The organism is Saccharicrinis sp. 156, assembly GCF_050589685.1.
GTDB lineage: Bacteria > Bacteroidota > Bacteroidia > Bacteroidales > Marinilabiliaceae > Saccharicrinis.
The window spans coordinates 21,216-45,791 of sequence record NZ_JBNGOS010000046.1 but is presented as its reverse complement, the minus strand read 5'-3'; the positions used below and the strand labels follow the sequence as shown (position 1 = coordinate 45,791).

At 37.7% G+C, this 24,576-nt stretch carries 17 protein-coding genes and 3 tRNA genes; 13 read left to right on the top strand and 7 right to left on the bottom strand.

Going from position 1 to position 24,576, the window contains the following annotated elements:
- The first annotated feature begins 768 nt into the window (after positions 1-768).
- The 11 genes from ACRD64_RS21875 (at position 769) to ACRD64_RS21825 (ending at position 18,305) form a co-directional block, all read left to right on the top strand.
- Positions 769-2,670, top strand: a complete 1,902-nt coding sequence (locus ACRD64_RS21875; protein ID WP_430936096.1) for a 4Fe-4S binding protein — start codon at positions 769-771, stop codon at positions 2,668-2,670.
- Positions 2,671-2,812: 142 nt separating this feature from the next.
- Entirely contained in the window at positions 2,813-4,246 is a 1,434-nt protein-coding gene (locus ACRD64_RS21870) for a T9SS type A sorting domain-containing protein (RefSeq protein ID WP_430936094.1), read from the top strand.
- A 252-nt stretch (positions 4,247-4,498) separates the two neighbouring features.
- Positions 4,499-7,609 (top strand): SusC/RagA family TonB-linked outer membrane protein, encoded by a 3,111-nt coding sequence (locus tag ACRD64_RS21865; RefSeq protein ID WP_430936092.1) that lies wholly within the window; start codon positions 4,499-4,501, stop codon positions 7,607-7,609.
- Between the two features lie 37 nt (positions 7,610-7,646).
- Positions 7,647-9,119 (top strand): RagB/SusD family nutrient uptake outer membrane protein, encoded by a 1,473-nt coding sequence (locus tag ACRD64_RS21860; RefSeq protein ID WP_430936090.1) that lies wholly within the window; start codon positions 7,647-7,649, stop codon positions 9,117-9,119.
- A complete protein-coding gene (locus ACRD64_RS21855; RefSeq protein WP_430936088.1) occupies positions 9,106-10,596 on the top strand; it encodes a hypothetical protein in 1,491 nt (496 codons plus the stop codon). Before ACRD64_RS21860 ends, ACRD64_RS21855 begins: the two co-directional genes overlap by 14 nt.
- 141 nt (positions 10,597-10,737) lie before the next feature.
- Positions 10,738-13,155: a zinc-dependent metalloprotease gene (locus ACRD64_RS21850; RefSeq protein WP_430936086.1), complete on the top strand. Its 2,418-nt coding sequence runs from the start codon at positions 10,738-10,740 to the stop codon at positions 13,153-13,155.
- Between the two features lie 267 nt (positions 13,156-13,422).
- Positions 13,423-13,629 carry a hypothetical protein gene (locus ACRD64_RS21845; RefSeq protein WP_430936084.1) on the top strand — a complete coding sequence of 69 codons (207 nt, stop codon included), beginning with the start codon at positions 13,423-13,425 and terminating at the stop codon, positions 13,627-13,629.
- 52 nt (positions 13,630-13,681) lie between these two features.
- Positions 13,682-14,035 carry a hypothetical protein gene (locus ACRD64_RS21840; RefSeq protein WP_430936082.1) on the top strand — a complete coding sequence of 118 codons (354 nt, stop codon included), beginning with the start codon at positions 13,682-13,684 and terminating at the stop codon, positions 14,033-14,035.
- 270 nt (positions 14,036-14,305) lie between these two features.
- Positions 14,306-16,678, top strand: coding sequence for a DUF2339 domain-containing protein (locus ACRD64_RS21835; RefSeq protein ID WP_430936080.1), 2,373 nt, complete (start codon positions 14,306-14,308; stop codon positions 16,676-16,678).
- The gene (locus ACRD64_RS21830) at positions 16,668-17,912 is read left to right on the top strand and encodes a DUF3999 family protein (RefSeq protein WP_430936078.1); all 1,245 of its coding nucleotides are present in this window, start codon (positions 16,668-16,670) and stop codon (positions 17,910-17,912) included. Before ACRD64_RS21835 ends, ACRD64_RS21830 begins: the two co-directional genes overlap by 11 nt.
- 129 nt (positions 17,913-18,041) lie before the next feature.
- Positions 18,042-18,305, top strand: coding sequence for a hypothetical protein (locus tag ACRD64_RS21825; protein ID WP_430936076.1), 264 nt, complete (start codon positions 18,042-18,044; stop codon positions 18,303-18,305).
- 447 nt (positions 18,306-18,752) lie between these two features.
- On the opposite strand, the gene ACRD64_RS21820 is transcribed toward ACRD64_RS21825, so the two are convergent.
- Genes ACRD64_RS21820 through sqr form a run of 4 tightly spaced genes read right to left on the bottom strand, consistent with a single transcriptional unit; the run spans position 18,753 to position 21,531 of the window.
- On the bottom strand, positions 18,753-19,253 hold the full coding sequence (locus ACRD64_RS21820; protein ID WP_430936074.1) for a DsrE/DsrF/DrsH-like family protein: 501 nt from the start codon (positions 19,251-19,253) through the stop codon (positions 18,753-18,755).
- Positions 19,254-19,279: 26 nt separating this feature from the next.
- Positions 19,280-19,591 carry a TusE/DsrC/DsvC family sulfur relay protein gene (locus tag ACRD64_RS21815; protein WP_430936072.1) on the bottom strand — a complete coding sequence of 104 codons (312 nt, stop codon included), beginning with the start codon at positions 19,589-19,591 and terminating at the stop codon, positions 19,280-19,282.
- A gap of 28 nt (positions 19,592-19,619) precedes the next feature.
- A complete protein-coding gene (locus tag ACRD64_RS21810) occupies positions 19,620-20,282 on the bottom strand; it encodes a DUF1641 domain-containing protein (protein WP_430936070.1) in 663 nt (220 codons plus the stop codon).
- Positions 20,283-20,292: 10 nt separating this feature from the next.
- Positions 20,293-21,531, bottom strand: a complete 1,239-nt coding sequence (gene sqr, locus ACRD64_RS21805; RefSeq protein ID WP_430936068.1) for a type III sulfide quinone reductase, selenoprotein subtype — start codon at positions 21,529-21,531, stop codon at positions 20,293-20,295.
- 318 nt (positions 21,532-21,849) lie between these two features.
- On the opposite strand from sqr, the gene ACRD64_RS21800 reads away from it, so the two are divergent.
- Complete coding sequence (locus tag ACRD64_RS21800; protein ID WP_430936066.1) at positions 21,850-22,536, top strand: Crp/Fnr family transcriptional regulator; 687 nt, start codon at positions 21,850-21,852, stop codon at positions 22,534-22,536.
- An 82-nt stretch (positions 22,537-22,618) separates the two neighbouring features.
- Here ACRD64_RS21800 and ACRD64_RS21795 read toward each other — a convergent pair.
- The 3 genes from ACRD64_RS21795 to ACRD64_RS21785 form a co-directional block, all read right to left on the bottom strand.
- Positions 22,619-22,691 (bottom strand) — tRNA-Lys (locus tag ACRD64_RS21795).
- Between the two features lie 61 nt (positions 22,692-22,752).
- A tRNA-Lys gene (locus tag ACRD64_RS21790) sits at positions 22,753-22,825 on the bottom strand.
- Between the two features lie 61 nt (positions 22,826-22,886).
- Positions 22,887-22,959, bottom strand: a tRNA-Lys gene (locus ACRD64_RS21785).
- Between the two features lie 211 nt (positions 22,960-23,170).
- On the opposite strand from ACRD64_RS21785, the gene amrB reads away from it, so the two are divergent.
- Positions 23,171-24,574 carry an AmmeMemoRadiSam system protein B gene (gene amrB, locus ACRD64_RS21780; RefSeq protein WP_430936064.1) on the top strand — a complete coding sequence of 468 codons (1,404 nt, stop codon included), beginning with the start codon at positions 23,171-23,173 and terminating at the stop codon, positions 24,572-24,574.
- The last annotated feature ends 2 nt before the right edge of the window (positions 24,575-24,576 follow it).

Here is a 24,576-nt window from a genome sequence, read left to right as displayed (position 1 = left end):
ATTGGGGAAGTCCGTCTGTGTATGTGTTTTTGTACCAATAGGTTCCCTTAAGTTAACGGCTATGGATTACTTTCGGGGGCATCGTTCTGGTGAGTTGAAGTGTTGCAGCGAAGTGTCTTGTTTTAAAGTAATTTCAATGTGTAATAGAATTTCTAATGCATATTGCGGGTTAAACAAAGGAATAGGTTAGGTTTAGGTTAAAGTCATCTGTAATCACATAACTTTTCCCGATGCTAAAGCAGGGGTAGGTTAATTAACCAATCATAAGGTTTGGTTTTTCTCCTGCTTTAGAAAAGGAATTCAATATAAAATTGCAAACAATATATGGTGGTGTCTCATAATGGGGGGTGTGCTTTAAAAAGAGTTGAATAATAAAAGTAGCGCCTTCATTTGTTAGGGTGTTGAAATTTTAACGGGTTTTTTAATTGGGTTTGCCCCTTTGTAATAATTATTAACTTATAAAATATATTCTTTTCATGTTTCTTTACACGGGAACGAGATAATTAGTTCAATTTAGAAAGGTTATTAATTAAAAGTATTAAAAATTTAAACTGCACATAATTAGAGTATTAAAGAGTGCCAAAATTTTTTGGCACCTCGCAAACGGGTACCAGTTGACATTTTTGGGGCGATGCGAGTTTATTTATTGCACAATTTTATCATCGAAAAATAACCTGCCACCAATACTGCCTTAAACTATACTAAAAACTTATTTTAATATATACCGAAGATGCCTTTTGTATTTATTAAACAAACGAAACGATTACAATGAAGAAATTTTTTACCAGAAATGGTATTCGCTCTCTTATTCAGATGAGTATTTTAGGGATTACAATTTATTGGTTGATCAAAGTGTTGATGAATCCTGAATTATTTGTGGATTTTGAGAAGTATTGTCCTATGGGAGGGATTCAGTCGTTGTTTACCTTTTTAGAAAATGGAGCACTAGCCTGCACTATGTCGGGCATGCAGCTGATATTAGGTGTTGCTTTGTTGGTTTGTGTGCTGCTGTTTAGTAAGCTTTTTTGTAGCTTTATTTGTCCACTCGGAACCGTTTCTGAATGGTTTGGGAAATTAGGGCGCAAGCTGAAAATTCAGTTTACCATCAATGATACCTGGGATAAGGTGCTAAGGATATTTAAATACGCTTTATTAAGTATTACTTTCTATTATACATTGTCGTCCAACGAACTTTTCTGTAAGGCCTACGATCCGTTTTTTGCCATTGTTTCGCGGTTTGGACACGATGTAATTCCATGGCTGGCCATTGCAGCTATAGCTATATTGGCAATAGGTTCCATTATAATTCCTATGTTCTGGTGCAGGTATGTGTGCCCACTCGGTGCTATCTCTACCTTGTTTAAGCATATTTATGTGGTTATCGCATTGGTGGTTATTTATTTGGTGATTTACCTGCTGAAAATTGAGGTTTCCTGGATATATCTGCTGATCATCCTATTTATAGCAGGCTATTTCTTCGAAGCCATTTTGCCCGAACGCAGTAAAAGCATTCAAATGATGAAGATTACCAGGAATACAGACTCTTGTATCGACTGTAATCTGTGTTCTAAAAAGTGTCCGCAAGGCATTGATGTGGCTTCACTTGAAGTGGTGAATCATTCCGATTGTAACCTTTGTGGAGATTGTGTGGGGAGCTGTCCGGTTAGCGATACCTTATTAATAAACAATAAAAACAGTTTCCGTTGGATGCCTATTTTAGCCTTGGCGGTGTTTGTCTTGGGCGGTATTTACCTGGGCAGCAAACTGGAACTGCCTACCGTAGATATTAAGTGGGGGACAGAAGAGGAAGTGGCACAAAGCGAGTATGTTGAGTACTCGGGTCTCAAAAATGTGAAATGTTACGGAAGTAGCATGTCCTTTGTGGGGCAGATGAAAACCGTAAAAGGAACAACAGGAGCAGCTACCTATACAAACTCACATACGGTAAAAGTTTGGTACGATACTACCGCAACTACCGGAGCAGAGGTGAAAAAGGCCTTGTTTAGTCCGGTTAGGGTGCATGTAAAGGATGGTGTCGATTCACTAAAATATGCCATCGTAGATGCCAAAGTATATAATTTCTTCGACCAGATGGATGTTTTTTATCTCGACCAGATTGTACGCAGCGACGGTAATATACTGTCCTTTGAATCATCGTTTGGCGAACCTGTTAATATCAGATTCTATGCCGATTACAATATTAATACAGATTCGTTACGAAAAAGTATTGAACGTAAATACATTACCCTAAAAAGTGGTGGAAAAGAATACCAGCAGAGCATTAATTTCAAAGTGTCTGAAGCCAATAGAACCAAAGAGTATGTTACCGGAATAGACTTGAAACGAGGTATGTTTATGCCGTATAAACGGACTTGCAATAATTATAAGTCGTACCCGAAAGATCAGATAGTTTCCTTTGAAATGACCTTTGATACTTATCCGCGTAATGAGCAGATGATGCAATATGTAATCAACTCGGTGGCGAAAAAAGATACGGCCGTTGTGGGTATGGTAACTTATTACAAATCGGAACCTACACTGCGCGTGTATTTTGTTAAAGATAAAACAGACCCTCAAGAGGTGGCAAATCTAATTACAGCTGAAAAGCTCACTATTACCTACGACAACGGAGTTGTGGAAGAAATGGATAACCCATATACCTATAGATAAACAATATAAGCAGGTTTATAGCTGGCTACCCAAATAATCCTTTCCCTATTATTAGTGATTGTTGGTAGTTGACTATAAATCTAGCTTTGTTCCCCAAAGGGGAATTAGTAAACAATAATATTAATCTTTAAATTTTTTTACAATGAAAAACCTTTACATGACATTGGTTGCACTGATGGTTGCTTCCTTAAGTTTTGGACAGATTGAACTGGTTAAGGATATTTGTCAAGGAACAAACAGTAGTAGTCCATCGGAAATCTATGTTTTTGGTGACAACCTATTTTTTAAAGCAGATGCATATTATGATGCAAATGCAGATGGTGTTTATACTGGCGAAGGAGAGTATGACTATGGTATCGAACTCTGGATGTCAGATGGAAGTCCTACAGGGACAACAGAATTAGTTAAAGATATTTTGCCTGGAGATGGTACATCATCAGTTTTTGATTTTTTTGCATTGAATAATAATCTGTATTTCTCTGCTAGAAACGAAAATACATATCCAGCAACAGTAATGTATACTACGGATGGTACAGAAGAAAATACCGTTCCAACAGGAGTAACCCATGCCGCTTTGAATCCTTTGCAGTATGGCGATCTTATTTACTATGTTGCATCGAATAATCTTTATTCATACGATGGATCAACTTCAACATTAATTGATGCCACAGTTACAGTTGGAGGAGGAATATTTACTGTATTTAAAGATAAATTATTCCTTTATATGAAAACAGCTGACGCTACCACAGGAAGCGAATTGTACAGTTACGATGTTACAAATGGTTTTGTGCCTATCAAGGATGTAGACGAAGGAACAGGAAGTTCGAGTATCAGCTATTTTGCTGTTGTTGGTGATAAGCTATACTTCGAGGCTGACAATTACCTTTGGGAGACTGATGGAACTACTGATGGAACGGTTGCTGTTTCTTCTGCTTCGACAATTGGAGGTGTAAAATACTTATACGCCTGGAATGGTAAATTATATTTCGAGGGAGATGATGGTTCAAAAGACCAACTTTGGGTATTTGATCCAACAGGTGAAGGTTCCGTTACAAATATTAGTATGTTAAAAGATGATTTAGATGCAGATGTAGATCATAATCCAATTCACTTTGCTGCAATTGGTGATTACTTGTATTATGCTGCGGATGATGCTGATGCATCTAGTACTGATGATCTTTTATACCGTACTGATGGAACAAATATTGAATTAGTAGAGAGTGGGATTACTAAAATTGATGACATCGTTGTTATGAATGACGTGCTTTATTTTGAAGGATATGCAGCTGCTAAAGGTAACGAATTGTATAAATTTGATCCATTAACCTTAGATGTTGCTGACGCAGCTTATGCTTCAAGCTTATCTATCTACCCTAATCCAACAGAAGGAACAATCAATATTGCCGGTTTAGTTTCCGCTGATGCCAAATATACTGTATTTGATATTGCTGGTAGAACTGTGATGGCAGGTGTTGTTGCCGGACAAAGTATTGATTTGGATGTTGAAGCTGGTATTTATATGTTGCAATTGGTTGATAACGGAATCAAATTAGTACATAAGATTCAAGTAAAATAATAATTGTGATACTAACGTCATTGCGAAGGGAACGAAGCAATCTATTAAATGGAACAGAAGGCCACGCTAACCTCGCAATGACGATTAATTTATAGATTTATAGGTTTTGTGAGATTCTTGATTAGACTGATACCTCATAACTAAATTAGCCACCACCTATCCTTTATTATACTCCTCCATTGTCATCAAAATAAATTGATGTTTATTTTTATATAGGTCTAAATAATTGAAGTATATAAAAATATATATGAATTGAATAAAGAAATAGAGGAGAACGAAACGAACAAAAACAAATCAATGAAGTCGATTTTTTATATACTGATATCCACACTTCTATTATTATCAAGTAATCTATTTGCACAAGGGCGGGTAGTTACCGGTAAGGTAACCGATGCCAGCGATGGCTCGCCTTTACCCGGCGTAAATATTATACTGCTGCCATCACAAAAGGGAACCATTACCGATTTTGATGGTAACTTCAAACTTATGATCAGGGAACAGGATGAGGATAGCGAAGAAATATTGGTCTCGTTTATTGGTATGAAAACCATCAAGGTACCTTTTACCAAACAAAGTAGCTTTCATTTTAAAATGGAGGAAGAAGTTAACGAATTGGAGCAGGTAGTAGTAACGTCATCATATGGAACTAAAAAACTAAAAGAAGATGTGGTAGGAAGCATAACCACCATACAAGCAAAAGATATTCAGGTGGATCAGGCATTTGAAAGTGTAGACAAGATGCTGGAAGGGCAGATTGCAGGAGTTATCATGGAAGCCGGGTCGTCGCCATTAGATCCGGTGTCAATTGATATTCGAGGGCAGGGAACTTTAACCAATAATACTACTTTGGGTACTTCGTCGCAACCGCTAATTATTATTGATGGGGTGATCATGACAGAAGAAACCGGGATGGACAGTCAATATTTTGACGGGGGTGGCGTTTTTTCCGAAGATTTTTTAAATCCATTAGCTCAAATTGCACCAGAGGACATAGAGTCCATTAACGTACTTAAGGATGCAGCTGCTGTGGGAATATATGGGGCGGATGGTGCTAATGGTGTAATTCTTATTACCACGAAAGGAGGTAGAAAAGGAAAGCTACGATTTAATGCATCCACACAGCAAGGTTATCAGGAAGCAGTAAACCGCATAAAATACTTAAGCGGAGAACAATATACTGACCTACGAAATGAATATCTAAGAAATACGGGTCAAGACGAAATTGCATACAATGGCGTTAACACGGATTGGTTTGATTTACTAAACAGAAATGGTTCTTATCAAAAATACGCCATGTCGGTGAGTGGTGGTTCCGAATTGTTCACGTTCAGGGCTGGGGTTAATTATCTTAAAATAAACGAACCGCAAAATGGCAATAACTCCAACCAATATAAGTTAAGTTCCAAGTTAAATTATCGAGACGATAAATTACAATTGACTTTGTCCTTAAATCCCAGTATTATCCAAAAGGAAAATCCTAACATTTACTATTCATATGCGTTTGCTCCCAATATTGCTCCGTACAACGAAGATGGAACCTTTGGCGAAATTGGAGTGCAAGGTATGGCAAACCCGCTGGCTGCGTTGGAACAAAACATAAACGAAAGTGATACCTATGGGGTAATGAGTAGTTTTGATGCCATATATAACATTACCGAGGACTGGAACTTGTTTACCTCTTTTGGTATTGATTATAAAGACAAGGAACAGGATAGATATTTCTCTGGTGCGAATGAAAGCGGACGTTACAGTGGGACCTTTGAAGCAGACGGAATTGAATACCCCAGATGGGGACGTAGGGTTATTAATCAGCGACAATCTACATCGTGGAGTTGGAAGGGAAATACATCCTTTAAGAAACAGATTACAGAAAGCCACTATTTCGATATCATGGCGGGAGCTGAGTTATACGAGAGTAAGGCTGACCTGCAATACCATTCTGGGGCGGGATTTGTTAACCCGGATATTATCAACCCGGTTTCTGCAGCAGTACAGGATGATGATCCTGAAACTGAAAAGGATGAAACGAACAGTAACCAAAACGATGGTTCAGATATCAATAATAATTCCAGGGTTTCGTTATACTCTCAGATTAATTATAACTTTAAGAAAAAGTACTATCTACTAGTTAATCTAAGAAGGGATCAAAGTTCTGTTTTTGGAGATAATACTGATGTGGCCTTTAATGGAGGAGCCGGTGTAAGTTGGGCTATCTCAAAAGAATCATTTTTAAATGATGTTAAATGGATCGATTTCTTAAAAATTAGAGCCAGTTTTGGATCAACCGGTAACTCTAGGATTGGGTCGTATAGCTCAAAGGGTTTGTATTACTTATCGACTTCTTTTGGGTACAACAGGTTACATTATGCCCGACCAGATGATGCACCGAATGACGAATTGGGTTGGGAGAAGAATTTCAAGTATGATTTGGGAATTGATTTTAACTTCTTAAAACGATTTACATTTACAGCCGAATATTTCTACGATGATATTCAAAATATGATATCTAGTAGAGATGTGCCATCAGAAACAGGGTATAATTCAACTCAAATAAACGGTACCAATATGGCAAACCAAGGGCTTGAGTTTGCTCTTTCCAGTAAAATAATAAACGCTCCTGGTTTTAAATGGGACATGAGAGTGAATTTATCGACATTGAAAAATGAAATCACTTCGCTGAAAAATTTCGGGGATGATTATTCTTTGTCAAGTACAGCCACTTCAATTAGACAAGGCTATAGTACTTCAACTATTTGGGGAATTAAATGGGTAGGTATTGACCCTGCTACAGGACGTGATTTGCTCGAAAAGGATGGGGAGATATACGATGCAGCAACTTATAACAATATTTTCTCTGCAGTAGACTGGGTGCCTATAGGAAATAGACAACCTGATTTTTATGGAGGGTTTTCCACATCTTTTTCATACCGAAACAACTTAAAGTTGAGCGTTAGGGGATCGTACAAATATGGGGTGGATAAGATGGTGGATGATGAGTTGATTGCTAAATATAACATTACAGTAAACCGGAATTTAAGTGTTAATGCATACGACTATTGGAAACAACCAGGTGACATTGCAACACAGCCGGCTGTTACCAGCGATAATCCCCCTATATCTAACTATAACAAATATGTTTATGATGCTTCACACTTTAAAATCAATAATATAAGCTTATCTTATATTTTACCAGTTGCTAAAATGAACATCTTCCTTGATAATTTGGTAGTTAATTTTGATGTTTCTAATGTTGCTACTTTTTATAAAGATAAAAGCCCCTATGGGAAGAATGGTATAAAAGAATTCTATTATTTATATCCTCAGGCACGTACCTGGTCATTAGGTATTAAGGCAAGTTTTTAGTGATTAAAATATTTTCAATTTGAATAAAGAAGAAACGATGCGAAATATATTAGTATATCTTACAGCTATATTGTTATTGTCAGTAAGTTGCAGTGATTTTCTGGAGCAGGAACCAGGAACTCAAACATCTACTGAGGAATTGTTTTCAACCTATGAGGGGTTTCAACTGGCATTAAATGGATGTTATTATGACCTTGAAGATATTTCTACTTTTAGGCAGCATGCCATCTACGCCGATTTATTGGGTGGCAACATTGTTTTTACGCCTTCCCATACATCTTCCAGTAAAGGGGAAATAGATGTTCCATATTCCGTTGAAAATGTATACTCTTTTCAGGATAAAGAAGAGAATAGTGACTTGTCATCGTTGTATGATGGAGCTTATGAAATAATCAATGCGAGTAACGAAATATTGGAACATTTGGATCAACTAACAGAGGTGGGTGATGACGTAAAAAGACAACTTAAGGCCGAGACATTATGCATAAGGGCGTTATGTCATTTTTACCTGGTCAGAATGTATTCGCAGAACTTTTCTTATACCCCTGATGCTTCTCATTTAGGCATTGTTTGTAACGAAAGAACTCAACAGGTTGGCGTAGATTACCCTGCACGAAAAACAGCGGTAGAGAGTTATAGTTTTGTTTTAAATGACCTTGAGGATGCGATTGATAATTTTACAGAAATTAGCTTACTGAGCGGACCTTCATATTCATATTTTAATAACATCTCGTGTAAGGCTTTGTTAGCAAGGGTAGCCTTATATGCCAGCGAATATCAAATGGCTGTTGACTATTGTAGCGATGTTATTCTGAACAGTGGGATTTCATTGATGAGCAAAGAGGAGTATGACAATCAATGGAAAGAAGACAATGCTCCTGTTTCGGAAATTATATTTGAGTTTTCGGCAGTACAAAGCGAGGATGGTACTTATCAAACTACGAATACTATGGCTGGAGCCTACGGTTTTTTTAGTACAAGCGATTATCAGGAATACTCAAGTTCAGGAGATTTGTTGAGTCTGTTTGAAGCAGGAGATGTGAGAGGGGATTCCATGTTTTTAGAAGTTGATTTGCCAACTGTAATCCCCAATCAAACCGATTTGGAGGATCTGCCATATTACTTCACACATAAATTCCAGGATAACCCTGGAAATCCTTTGATGCGATTAAGCGAGCTTTATTTGATTAGAGCCGAAGCTTATGCACGGTTGGATGAGCAGGGAAATGCATTAAGCGATTTAAATACAATAAGGGATAGGGCAGGGGCGACACCTGCTTTAATTACCGACGATTTATTAGATGAAATATTTTTGGAACGAAGACGTGAGCTTTGCTTCGAAGGACATTTGTTGTTCGATATAGCTCGTTTTCATAAGAATGTTGATCGTAACGATGGTTGTATTGCCAATACTTGCCATCTTGATTATCCGTCTAATTATTTTGTGTTACCTATTCCCAGAGGAAATACTTATTTAAATTCAAATTTGGTTCAAAATGAAGGTTACTAAAGTATTATTCATATTAATTATTGCTATTACATTTTTAAGGTGTGATTCCGATGATATTACGGGGGAAATGACCTATAATGGTTCCCCTTTTGTGCGCTTTTTCCTGCTGACAAATAGTAACAATGAACCGTTTGAGGCAGGAGATGTAAAAGATAATAGTGAAACAGCATTGGAGGAGTATACGCATGAATCCATTAAACCGCTGAAAATTCCTGTTGTCTTAACTTATCCCGGTTTAGACAAAGAAATAACGGTTGAATACTCTAGTGATGTAACTGGTAATTTTGATGGTTTAAACGTCAGTCCGGCAAACTTATCTTTTGGTCCGGATAACTTTACAGATACAATTACTGTAAATTTTAACAAACGATGGAATGCGGATGATGACATTAAAATTGACTTTGTTTTGGTGGACACTAGTGATGAAAATGTAAACCTGGGACATCTAAATAGCGAATTGAAAAATAAGAACCTAGCTTTAAGCCTAGGTACGGTTAATACAAGTGTTTCGTTTTCTGATAATCGCAAGGAAATAGATGGGTTGGTGGGTGAACGGATAGAATTTGAGATATTGTTCAATAAGGGGTTTTTACCAGAGGAAGTAGAATCATTACAGTTGTTCGATCAGATTAAAGAGTTTGATTATGTTTTGGAACGTGAGTTGGACCTTGTGAACTTTTCGAAAATTAAATACATATTAACATTAAATGAAAATATAAATGATGATGATGTTGAATATACCACCAAGTTAAAATTGGTTGAAGAATCCTTGTATCAGTCTTCGGGTAATTCCAGTTTCTGGATAGTGAAACCTATAAAAATACCGAGAGATAAAAAAGTGTTTACCGCATCTAATTTTTATAACCTTAGCGATCCTTATTATAGAACTTACGGCGAAAACTGGATGGATTACAATAGTGAGCCTGGTTGTGAGTGGACCGCTTTTAATACCTTCACATATCCGTTGGTTGTTCCAGCCACAGATTCAATGGCAGTGTTGTATTCCGATAATGGTACTTCAGATACTAATGACGATGTTTATCACCATGCATTTAAGGTAGGTTTTTATTCGCCTAATGCAGGAAGAACAGTAAATTCATTTAATTTGAAACGCTGGTTCACTAATGACTATACAGATGAAGATAAGTCTCCAGGGTTTAACATTAGAGATGCGTTGGAGTTTTTCCCGAAAGATGGAACCAGTGCATCAGAGGGAATAGTGAAGGTAACCGGACAGGAGTTAACCATTTCAAATAAGACTTATGAAGAATTTAAGATAGAAATTAGTGGAAGTGGCACATATCAGGAAGTTTCAGAAGGTCTTTTCGAAATAATTTTGGTTTTAAAAGCTTACAGCGAGGAATTGTTCGGAGGGACGCGTGAGTCCCATTACCGGATATATAATAAAAATAGTTATGGAGGAGATCCAGAACCATTAAGCGAAGGATGCTTTGAACCTCAGGAATTAGTGAAATAATTTTCTATTAGAAAAATAACTAAAAATGCAATTATATAGATTGTAAATAAAGTAATGCAGAGCCCGGAGTGAAGAGGTATATTAAAACGATATGTCTCCAAGTCTTTGTGTTCATCCAATTTGATTCTAATTTTAAAAAAAATGAAAATATTCCATTTATTGATAAGCCTATTGGTTATAGGTTCATTTTCGGTACAAGCCGAAGAAAAAAAAGAAACTAAAACCAACGGGAAAATAAAACCTTACGAAAAGGTGATCACCTCCGATTTTACCACGCAAAAGGGAATGTGGACGGTGCATAAGAGTGAAGATAAGTTGTATTTCGAGATACCGGATTCTTTATTCAAACGCGAGTTTCTGATGGCTTCGCGTATTGCCAAGGTGAGCAACCCGGCACGCGGAAAAGCTTATGCAGGTGAGTTACGTGTAGGACCTGTGGTATTCCAATTTTCACACGATGAAGAAAATGTATACCTTTTGGTTCCTAATGTAAAAGACGTATTAGGAGAAAAAAGTGAGGACATTAAAAATGCCTTCGCCCGAAACTACATGACTCCGGTATTGGAAACCTTCCCAATAAAAGCTTTTGGTAAAGACAGTGCTTTGGTGATTGATATGACCGATTTTTTTGATAAAGAATTACCCGTGGTTACACCGTTTAAAAGCAAAGGAAAACCCGGAAAACTGGATACAGAATCATCGTACCTGGCCAAAGTGCAGGTATTTGAAAAAAATATCGAGTTACAATCTTATTTTAACTGGAGCACAAATTCTACACCCTACCGTACCATGGTCAACCGTTCCATTGTATTACTCGATAAAGAACCCATGATGCCCCGATTAAGCGATCGCAGAATCAACTTTTTCGATGGCGGTATAACCTATTTCGAGGACAATGGCGGAACATCCCGGAGGGAATCTTATATTCATCGCTATAGGATGGAACCTAAACAAAAAGACATAAAAGATTACCTGGCAGGAAAATTAGTGGAACCTAAAAAACCTATTGTTGTTTATATCGATAATGGTATGCCCAAAAGATGGCAAAAATATGTAAAACAAGGTATCGAAGATTGGCAAATGGCCTTTGAAGCCATTGGTTTTAAAAATGCCATTATGGCCAAGCCATTTCCTGACGACCCGAAATTTAATCCTGATAACCTGATCAACACCACTTTCCGCTATGTGCCAAATACTACTATAAATGCCCAGGGGACACGCTGGACAGATCCGCGTTCGGGCGAAATCATAAAAGGAGATATTATCTGGTATGGCGATGTGATTCAAAAGCTGCACGACTGGCGTTTGGTACAATGCGGACAGGTTGAAGAGGAGGCTCGCGAGAAGTTGTTCTCGGATGAGCTGATGGGACGTTTGATTCGTTATGCAGCAGCTCACGAAATGGGACATACACTAGGATTTGAGCACAATATGAGAGCTTCATATGCATATCCGGTAGATTCGCTGCGTTCGGTTACTTTTACCCAAAAATATGGCACTACCCCATCTATTATGGATTATGCCCGATACAATTATATAGCGCAACCAGAGGATAAGGGCGTGGAACTAACGCCGCCGCCACTGGGCGTATTCGATATCTTTGCCATTAAATATGGATATCAATGGTTACCTAACATTGCCAAACCAGCTGAAGAATACGAAACATTAAATAGTTGGTTTTTAGAAAAGGCCGATGACCCCATGTATCGTTTTACGCCCCAATTTGCCATGGGTATTTCCGGCGATCCGGCAGCTCAGGCCGAGGCTTTGGGCGATGATGCTGTTTTGGCGGGTACCTATGGTATGAAGAACCTGAAATTTATAATGAACCACCTGGTAGAGTGGGGGACTGAGCCTAACAAGGATTACGATTATCTACGTCAGTTATATAAAGAAGTAACCAGTCAGTACAACCGTTACCTGGAGCATTCCATGTCTTACATTGGTGGGGCTTACCAGTATTTTGGTGTAGAAGGTGAGGATAAACCCTTGTTTACACCGGTTAGTAAAGCCAAACAACAAGAGGCCATAGCCTGGATAGTAAATGAAATGGCCAATAGCGAATGGCTCGTTAACAAAGATATTGAAGACCGATTAGGTTCGTTACGAAATGATTACTATAAAAAAGTGATTGGTGCCTTTGATAAGATGATGAGCGGATTCTTCTTTCAACGTATCGAAACCAACCGTTCTGTTTATTCATCGGAAGCGTACTTAAGCGATATGAGCGATTTGATTTGGGGATTATCCGAAGGTGGATTAACTGATATTGAAATGGCCTTGCAACAAAGCTACGTGCATAATCTCATTACGATGACCAACTCGGTAAAAAACCATTTAAAACCACAGATTTCCAGTAAGCTGTTTGAGGATAGTTTTGGTAATGAAACAGCCCTGGCAACAGGAAATGCAGCTAAAGTAAATTATGTAGATCGTTTTATCGTGATGGCTTCTTTAACTGAGTTAGAAAAAGCAGAGAAGATAGTAAAGAAGCAAATCAAAGGAACCCATAAAGCACATTATGCGTTGATGTTAAAAATTATTGAAGCGAATAAATAGAGGGATGGCATCGCTCCAAGCGATGCTATCCTATTAATATAACTCACCGGATGAATATTTACATTACGCAAATTTTCATCCGGTGAGTAAAAACAACCTAAAGCTAGCTCGGATTTGTAATCCGAGTTCAAATAAACATTGTGCACCTTAGTGCCCTTCGTGCCTCCGTGGTAAAAAAAACCAATGAGAAAGATTTCCGAGAAATTATCATTACTTCTTTTAGCTATTTTGTTTGCATCAAATACCATCGCCTAAACCTCCTATGCCGTGGACCAGGTAAAAGGCACCAACCTTAAAACTATTGACAGGTTCTCGCTCAACTACCAATATATCGATAAAGATAATAATGTGGTTATCGATTCCGTTACTTTTCAAAAAGCATGCGTAACGCATAAGCTACCTGCGTCACAAATGAAAACCTACACCGATTCGGTAGCTGTGGCTATGATGCTGGAGTTTAACGATGGAACATAGCCAACAAAGCCATTAGTACCGCGGGTATACCTGGACCAAACAAAGTTATTTTATGTGGATAGCTCCAACTGAAGCCAAAAAGTTTGCATCATCACTTGACTTACACCATTCTTATAAGCTACGCCAATGGTTAAGCGCCGAGAATAATCCCGACAAAAAGGTTTTAAAGGCATTGAAGAAGATTAAGGCCAAATTAAATAAGGCTGGCCTAACAGAATACGACGAGACTTCAAGAGCTAAGTTTTTAAGTTATGCTTATACCAACAACCCAGATAAAATAGCTTTTTATGTCCAAAAAAGAGCCGAGAAAAAACGCCTGATGGAAGCCTACAAAAAACGACATGGTAAAATAGATCGTTTAAAAATTGGCGTAGGCTGCGATGAGGAAAATTGTTGCCAGAAGTAAAGGTCAACCAATAAACGCCGTGGTATCCTCGATGATCAAGAACCTGGTTCGGGAACAACGGAGGTTTATTCCATACAGAAATGAATAGCCTATATTTCTAAAATTGGTTTTATAGTAATCCGAAGTAGTTGTTTTAAAGGATTTCACCATTGAAAAGCGTTCAGGACCTCCAATCGTCGCAGACATTGGAGCGTCAGAATATACCGTCCCTCGTATTTCAAAAAAAATCGTACTTTGTAAAACCTAAATTACAAACCGAACAGACTTGATATGGATAGCTCAGACGATCAAATCAGAAAACTGGAACAAAAACTTGACTATATCCTTAAGCGACAAGTTGATTTTACCAAGGAAATTAATAACATAAAGGAAGAAATAAACCTTATCAGAAAAATCGAAAGTTTGTCATCTTCGCAAACAGAGGAGTCGACCTCGAAAGTTTCGACAGAAAAAGGTATTTATAATCCGGCAGGTGTTAGATCGTTGCAGGAAAATAGTAATCCGGAGCAAAAGCAAAAGGCAACAGAACCTGCTATTTCTTTAAAAGAACAGGCTAGGCCAAAAGACCTGATTAAACACCAAAGCAAAACAAGTCTGGAAAAGTTTATCGGCGAAAACCTGATGAACAAAATAGGAATTGCCATCTTGGTAATAGGAATTGCTATCGGAACCAAATATTCCATCGAGCATAATCTAATCAGTCCCTTAACACGGATCATCCTGGGCTATGTAAGTGGTATTGCACTCCTTGTGGTTGGGATGAAACTGCGGAGCAAGTACGAAAACTACAGTGCCGTATTGGTCAGTGGTGCCATGACAACCATGTATTTCATCACTTTCTCGGCCTATAGTTTTTTTGGTTTAATACCGCAAGTACTCACCTTTGGTCTAATGGTTGTGTTCACGGTTTTTACGGTTATTGCAGCGCTATCCTATAGCCGTCAGGTGATTGCCCTAATTGGTTTGGTGGGTGCTTATGCCATACCTTTTTTGTTGAGTGATGATAGCGGGAATGTACTAACCTTGTTTACTTATATAGCCATCATCAATGTCGGTATTCTGTTTATCTCTCTAAAAAAATACTGGAAACCACTTTACTATGTTTCTTTTGGTTTAAGCTGGTTGATGTTTTTTATGTGGTACCTGCCCGAATATAAGTTTGAACCGTATTTTGCCCTGGCATTAACTTTTGCCAGTATTTTCTTCATATCGTTTTACATCACCTTTTTAGCCTACAAGCTACAGAAAAACGAAGTGTTCAAACGACCCGATATTATTCTGTTATTAGCCAATTCGTTTATTTTTTATGGAATAGGATATTCATTGCTCGATAAACAGATAGGGTACGAGCAATTACTGGGTTTATTTACCCTTTGCAACGCCATTGTTCATTTTACGGTAGGACTTATTATTCATCAACAAAAACTGGCAGACAAGAACCTGTATAATTTGGTGACAGGGCTGGTACTGGTTTTTGTGGTGATTGCTATTCCTGTTCAATTGGACGGAAACTGGGTGACACTGCTTTGGGCAGGTTTGGGTGCATTGTTATATTGGATTGGTAAAACAAAAGAGGTTTCCTTATACGAACTGCTATCTTACCCGTTAATGCTGTTGGCATTTTTTAGCCTTCTTCACGATTGGATGTTTAATTATAATGTGCCATACAGTGGTGTTGACAAGAGTTTAGTCAGTATTTTTAATATTAACTTTTTGTCTTCGTCGCTGGTGATTGCAGCTTTCGCATTTATACAATATGTACAGCATAAAAACCAATCTCACTTGTTGGAATACCCACGAATATCACAACGGTTTACTTATGTTATTCCCGGTATGTTGCTGTTTGTTACCTATTACGCATTTAAAATGGAGATATCTTATTATTGGAATCATCTTTTGGTGGATACCAGAATTTCGGTTAAACCAGAGGGAAAGGATTACTATAATTTTATCAGTAATTATGATTTAAATCGGTTTAAAACCATCTGGTTGTATAATTACTCAATGCTATTTGCAGCTATTCTATCGCTTATCAATTTAAAGAAAATTAAAAGCATAAGTCTGGCCTATGTTACGCTAGGCGCAAGTGTGTTGATTATTGGCTTGTTTATAACCAATGGCATTTACACCCTGGGTGAATTACGGGATAGCTATGTACTTCAATCGCAGTCGGAATATTTTCATCGTGGATTTTTTAATGTAGCCATGCGGTATGTGTGTGTCGCTTTTGTGGCAACACTTATGTATTTTGCTTATCTAAATCTGCATATCAATAATCTGTTAAATAAATATAGGCTTTACTTCGACCTGTTATTACATATCACGATTATAACAATGTTGAGTAACGAGTTGGTTACCTGGTTGTCGGTAAATGGTTTTGAATCAGTTTATAAAACCACTTTGAGCATTTTGTTTGGGGTTTATTCGCTTGCAATCATAATCCTGGGTATGGTTCAAAAAAGGCAACACTTGCGGATAGGGGGGATGTCGCTTTTTGCAGTCACGCTGTTAAAACTTTTCTTTTATGATCTGACCAACTTAAGCACCATACAAAAAACTATTGTGTTCGTTTCCCTGGGGGTGCTACTTTTGGTGATCTCATTTTTATATAACAAATACAAACCCGTAGTCAATGAAGAGTAGATATATAGTATTTCTTCTGTTTATATTGCTCAACTCTTTGATGTGTGCACAAATAGAAAAATATAAGTACAAAAGGGAGATTTTGAATATAAACGAAACATGGCATAGATTGGAGCTTCCAGATAATATGTTCGGAAACTTAGAGGATAACCTTGCCGATATTCGAATTTATGGAATAACGCCATATAAAGATACGGTTGAGGCACCTTATTTTTTAAAGGAAAATGTTCCGCAAACATCTGTCAAAAAGATCCGTTTTAAAACGATTAATAAATCGCATGATAAAAATGGTTATTACTATACCTTCGAATTAAAAGAGGGTGTATCGGTTAACGAGATAGAGTTAGACTTTACACGGAAAAATTTTGATTGGCAGGTGCGTCTCGAAGGAAGCTCGGACAGCAAAGAGTGGTTCACGATATTAGATGATTACAGAATCGTATCCATAGTGAACGATTTTACTGATTTTCAGTTTAACAAACTGTCATTTTCTTCATCAAAGTATAAATACCTGAGGCTATTTATTCCTGCAACAAAAAATCCACGTTTAAGCAGTGCGGCTCTTGTTCAATCGAGTACACTTGATGGGGAAGGAAAAAAATATCCAGTCAAGAACTTTTATGTAACCGAAAATAAAAAGTATAAGACGACCGAAATTGAAGTGGATTTTGATGACCCAGTACGTGCAGGAAAAGTGACTATAAACATTAAAAGTGATTTCGATTATTACAGACGCGTTAGTATTAAATTAATACAAGATAGTATTGAAACAGAAACTGGATGGGTTTATAGGTATGGTAAATTGCTCATAGGAACTTTAAATTCGCTGGCAACGAATGATTTTAACTTTAAAAGTACAACATTAAAGAAGATGCTCGTCTCTATCGAGAACAATGATAACGAGCCATTGGATATTGAGTCAATAGAAGTAACGGGCTACAAACACGAATTGAACGTCAGATTTGCAAGAGAAGCGACTTATTACTTGTTTTATGGAAACGAAATGGCTTTGTTGCCCAAGTATGATATAGTCAGGTTCCAAGATCAAATACCTGCACGGTTGACTGCCCTGAATTTAGGTGATGAAGAAAGGATGTTTGACCGTAAAAACATCCCCCCATCCGCAATTTTTAACAAATTCTGGCTTTGGGGTGTAATGGTTGTTGTAATTGTTTTATTGGCGTGGTTCTCTTTAAAAATGCTTAATGGAAAGCACTCATCGGATGACGGTTAGTTTTTAGGTATAGCCGTCAGATAAGTTTGCAGTGCAGCAGCCCATAAAGCGCGTGAGGATAATGTAAAATAGAATTGACTTTTGACAGCCAAAACACTAACTTCCTGTCAACTATTAAATCCAGACATTATGAACTCAGAAAAAATCACAATTTTAGGCGTTAGTGTGTTCGATCGTACCAAAGAAGCGGGAGAAGTGCAAAAAGTGTTAACTAAATTTGGCTGCTCCATTAAAACCCGTTTGGGATTGCACGAAGTTTCGGATGACTTTTGTAGCAAAAGCGGATTGATTATCCTCGAATTGTTTGGCGATAAAAAAGAACAGAAGAAACTGGAAAAGAAACTGGTAGGCATTGAAGGTGTTGAGGTACAGAAGATGGCCTTTAAGTGTTAGTCCTAAACTCATTGGGTGACTATTTATATTGTATCAAAAGTCATCCATAAGTGTTTTGGGTTAGCCGCTTTGTTTACGGCATGGCACCTGCATTTTGTTCTGGCGAAGAGGCTGATATCTCGGTTACCAGGTTGGCAGGTTTTTGGATGTCAGCAACCGATCTGGTAAATTTCTTTCCAACCCTTTGAACTACATCTAAGCTATTGGTACCTTGCTCACTAATTTCATTGGCACAATTACGACGGCGTTCTGCTACTTATCTGCATCTTGGAGAAAGCTTAAGTACGAAAACAAAAGGTAAACCCTTTGAAGTATGAAAGTACCAATTGTCCCTACACCGGAAACCATTTGTAATAAGTATTAAATAATTAATTGGTATAAAACCTATCGACAAAGTTGCCGGTAGGTTATTTAACACTAGTCACAGATTCAATTAGAATGGTTATATTAAGTAAAAATAATCTGCGTGTTATCTCCGCCACACATGGCATAAAAATCGGCAACAGTTAATACCGCAGAGACCTCTTCGTACAAATCATCCTTGGTTAATTTAAACATGTCCATGGCTAATTTACACGCATAAATTTCTCCACCTCCCGCAGTAATCATTTCAAAGAATTCTTCAACAGGAGGAATATCCAAATCTTCCATTTGCTTTTTCATCATAGATGATACGCCAGCTTCTACGCCCGGTAACATACCCAGTAAGCTCGGAAATGCCAGGCCACCAGGCATTCGCATTGCTGGATTTCCTATGGTTGCCGTATGTAGCTTGTTCATTTGTTTTTTAGTGATCGCATCTAAACCAAAAAAGGTAAAAAATAATTTTGCTTCGATGCCTTCCATAACAGCACCGTTAGCTAATACAAGCGTAGCATAAACATCTTCAATGGATCCTTTTGCACATATAATACACACTTTTTTTAATGGACTATCTTCTTTATTCATGGCTTTTGTTTTTTAATGAGACTGACTTAAACACAGCTTGAAGGTTTTGGAATACCTGCAATTCGGGAGGCATATTTTAATGGTCCACCAGGGAATAGCTTGTATAATCCCTTAATGTCTGTGATGCCTGACTTACCCACTTTACGAATAGTTAATACTTCACCACTTTCAAATTTCTCTCTTAAATAAGCCAACACTTCAAAGTGTAATTCTGTAAGTTCAATACCTATCTCCTTGGCAATGGCATGGGCTATTTCCCGATCCCATTGTGCCGGATTGGTCATATAACCTTCATCGTTTACATCTACCGTTTTGTTTGCATATTCTTTTTGTGCCATCGTAGTATAAATTTAGTTTGTTAGAATATTATTCTTTCGACATATTTTTCATGAAGGCAACCATAAAACCCATTGCCTTCTTCATTTCAGGTTTATTCAGTTCGCGAATTAATTTAAACACGGAATACTCCGGAGTGTCTTTTACATCAATGCTTTGGTACACCTTAAGGGCATTTTGTACCGAATGCATTATTTCTGGCTGGGTGAAATTTTTAAGAGTGCCCATAATGGTCACGATATTATCGGCCAATAGACGAACATCCTCAGATGAAAAATTAGTGACTACATTGTCGATAATGCGACTTGCTTCGCGAAAGAACTCGAAATAGCCCTTTTGCTCTACTTTGTGTAAATTTCTTGTTAAATCGATGATGGAATTGCGAGCTAAGGGAGCTGCATCTTTTACGAAATCTATCGAGCTTTCAAATAGAGATAGGATATCAGATATATTATCGACGTTTTGCAACAGTTTTATGCCGAGTTGTTTTAATTGGTCTATATCAATTTCCACCTGTTGGTTCTCCAGTTCAACAACCGCCGTATCGTACATGTCCTTGCCCACAATTTGCAAGTCGGCTAGTAAGTCCTCTACGCTTTCCGCCTTTTGGTTTTGCAGATTGAGCGAATCAAGTACCAAATCCATTTTGTGATTGAGCAAGTTTATTTGCTCTTGTAAATATTGCTCATTCATAGTGTTGGCTTTAAAAGGTTACACGTTTCTTGCCGGCCATAGTCATATCTGCTTCCACAGGCAATTCCTTCCCTTTTAACAGTAAATGCCAATAAATCCATCGAAACATTATTTTGCCATAATGATTTATTTTGGTGTTTTTGAGTAAGCCAAATGGTCCAATGCCAGGTAAAGGAAAGGTGCCCGGAAGGGGTTCTGTTTCATAGTTAAAATCTATTAATGCCCCCATTCCGTATCCAGTTTCAATATAACAGTTGGCATGTCCATCGAAATGAGCGGTCAATGGTCTTCCATCTATCGCGTTCATCAGGTTATCAAACAATATTTCAGAAGCAAAATGTGCCACTGAACCAGCTTTGGACGTGGGTATGTTAGCGGCATCACCAAGTACAAATATATTGTCGTGATCCCGATGTTTTAAGGTGTGTTTATCCGTAAAGGCAAAATTGAGTTCATCACCTAAACCACTGCGATTCACCATTTCATCGCCCATATTCACAGGAATTATTGTCAGGGTATCGAATTCTACTTCCCGCTCGTCGTACGACACCAAAGTTTTTTTATCATTATCGATACGCTCGATATAAAAATCGGCAACTACATTGATGTTTTTTTCGTTGAGCAATTCTGAAAGCATCTTGGTGGCAATAGGCTTGGTAAATACACCCGACATGGGCGTAACGATGGTAATATCAACCTTATCGCGCATCCCTTTCTTAGTAAAGAATTCCTCCGCTAAAAACACAAACTCTAATGGAGCAACCGGACATTTGTAAGGTATCTCCGTAATTGCCATCACTAATTTACCTCCATTCCAACGTTTAAAGTGTTTTTGTAAGGCAAGCGCTCCTTCAATCGTATAAAAGTCAAATATGTCTTTATACCAAAGCTCTTCTTTCAAACCCGGGGTTTCATCCGGCCGTGTTTGTGTTCCTGTAGCTATAATCAAAAAGTCGTATGGCAATACTTTTCCACCTTCTAATTGCACTTTTTTATTTTCGGCATCTACTTTATCTATGGAAGTGTACAACACTTTAATTCTTGCCGGAAAGAAAGAGCTTTTGGGCTTTGTGACATCGCGTTCGTTATAAATACCAAAGGGAATAAATAAAAAACCCGGCTGGTAATAGTGCGTACGGTGTTTATCAACAATTGTGATGACCCATTCTTCTTTATCCAGAGCATTGGCTAGCTTATTGGCCATCATGGTGCCAGCTGTGCCTCCACCTAATATTACAATTTTCTTCATTTCGGATATTTTATCAATGTTATACTCTTTTCAGGCAATTCGTTTTTTTATTTCGAGGTATTCAACTTTGCACATTATGAAACTTGACATGGATCATACCGCGTACATTGGGCAAATCATTATTTTTAATCTCCTTAATTTTTAAGTATATTAGAATAGTTACCTCGATGTAATTATTTGTTAAATAATCCTAGCTCTAAATGATATAAGAAAGTTAGTTGTTGTGAACGGTAATAAAGTGTAGTGAGTGGGTAATAAGTATCAGTTTATGATATATATCAATTGAAATCAAAGAATAAGATGATATAAATCAATTATATGGATCAGGAATGTAGTTGTGAAGCGTGTGAACTAAAAGAATTGTTTTTTAAGAATGTATCTTCTGACCAATTGTCGAGTCTTTGCGGAAGTAGAATAGAAAAAAAATATAGCAAAGGTGAATATATAATTGAAGAAGGAAGGTTCATAGAGGAATTTATATACTTAAAAAGCGGTTTGGTTAAACTGTTTGTTACCAATACAGATGGCAAGGAACAGATACTTTCATTTGCCAAGCCTTTTGATTTTGTGAGTCTGCTTAGTTTATTTTCAAAGCCACACTATAGTTATTCGGTTATGGTCATTGAAGACTCTACTACATGTAATATTCCCATTGAACACATAAAGAGTCTGATTCTTCTGAACGGAACTTTTGCTAAAAGTATTATTGAAAAAATGAACCGTGTAAGTGATGCCGTTATTCACGAATCATTGGAAATAAGAAGACGAAATCTTCGTGGAAGAATAGCCTATGTATTGTTACATTTCTCTGATAACATATACAAAAGCAGAGAATTTGAACTACCCGTCAACAGAAAGGAGATTGCAGAGTATATTAGCATGACCACCGAAAATGTGATTCGCGCATTGACCGAATTTAGAAAGGATGGCATCATCAAAATTTACGGTAAATTTATTGAGATTTTAGCTTACGATAAATTAGTACAGATTTCGGAACATGGGTAACTTTGGGCGTGATCCTTCAATATTTCGCGTGATCTATAGGAATCATAAAAAAAGGAGAACAAAACTTGCTCTCCTTTCTTTGTGATTCAGCTGGGGTTCGAACCCAGGACCCCATCCTTAAAAGGGATGTGCTCTACCAGCTGAGCTACTGAATCATTCTGATATATCGGGAACCCCGATTTTATTTTCAAGACCGCTTTCGATCTTTTTAAAGTGTGATTCAGCTGGGGTTCGAACCCAGGACCCCATCCTTAAAAGGGATGTGCTCTACCAGCTGAGCTACTGAATCATTCTAATATATCGGGAACCCCGATTTTATTTTCAAGACCGCTTTCGATCTTTTTAAAGTGTGATTCAGCTGGGGTTCGAACCCAGGACCCCATCCTTAAAAGGGATGTGCTCTACCAGCTGAGCTACTGAATCTCCTTGTTGCGTCGTCTTATTTCGTTAACGCGGATGCAAAAGTAGATGTTTTTTCTTAAATGCCAAATTTATTTGGCGCTTTTTTTGTGATAGTTTTTTGTAGTGTTATAACGGTTGATAACAAGAGTTTTGTTGTGAATAACTTGTGTCAAATAATGATTACAAATAAAAAAATAAAGCATTAACTTTAAAGTACTAAATACAATATGTCATGTTAAGTGTTGAAAGAGAACCTGTGGTGGCGGGTACGTTTTATAATTCAGATCCTGCGGAGTTAATTGTTCAGTTGAAAAAATGTTTCGATGGAGTTCAGGAAGCTGTTCAACGCTGCGTTTCTGCACTGATCGTTCCACATGCCGGATATTCTTATTCAGGAAAGGTGGCGGCGAGTGCATATGCCCTCGTTGATCAAGAAGCCGAATTTGATAACGTCTTTATTATTGGTTCAAGTCATCACGTGGCCTTTAACGGAGCCTCGGTATACAATAAAGGGCATTATAAAACGCCATTGGGCGTTGTTCCGGTTAATTTGGATATCGCTAATGATTTGATCAGTAAAAGTAAAAATATGCTTTTTAACAAGGAAGCGCATTCCGAGGAACACACAATAGAAGTTCAATTACCTTTCCTGCAATACAGAATTAAGAATCTTAAACACATTGTGCCGATAGTTATTGGGGTTAAAGATTATGCTCATTGTAAAAAAATAGCTGAGGATTTGCGCCCGTATTTTAATAGTAAGAACCTGTTTGTTTATAGCACCGATTTTTCGCATTATCCTAGCGATGATGATGCGAGGAGAGTGGATGAAGGAACGGTAAATGCAATTTGTAGCAACAAACCTAAATTGCTTATCAAAGAATTGGAAAAAAAGGAATTGCGAAATATACCCAATCTATTTACAGGATTATGCGGCTGGAGTTCAATACTTACTCTTTTGTATTTAACCGAAGGGGAGTCAAGGTATCAGTACAAGAAAATTAAGTATATGACATCTGGCGAGACCCAGTTCAGGAATAAGGATAGAGTGGTGGGGTATCAATCTATTCTCATAGTGGATAACGGAAGAGATGAAATGGGTATCAGTGAAAAGAAAAAAAATATGTTATTGCAAATAGCGCGTCAGGCTATAAAAAGGCAATTGGGAGTAAAAGTTGACGAATCCGGGTTTATTGTTGATGACAGTATCAAACATCTCGACAGTGCATTTGTTTCGGTATATGTGGGCAGTAATTTGAGAGGTTGTATCGGTCAATTCACTTCATCCCATAGCCTGCCCGAACTGGTTGCTGAACTGGCGGTTTCATCCGCATTTAACGACGGCAGGTTTACGCCGATCTCAAAAAAAGAATTAGATGATATAACTATAGAAATATCTGTGTTGACACCAATGCGTAAGATACATAGTATCGAAGATATTGAATTGGGAAAACATGGTGTGTATCTAAAAAAGGGAGATAGAAAAGGGACATTTCTGCCGCAGGTTGCTACGAAAACAGGATGGAACCTGGAGGAGTTTCTAGGGCATTTGGCACGTGACAAAGCCCATGTTGGTTGGCTTGGATGGCAGGATGCTGATTTGTATGTTTTTGAGGCAATTGTTTTTTCCGATTAAAC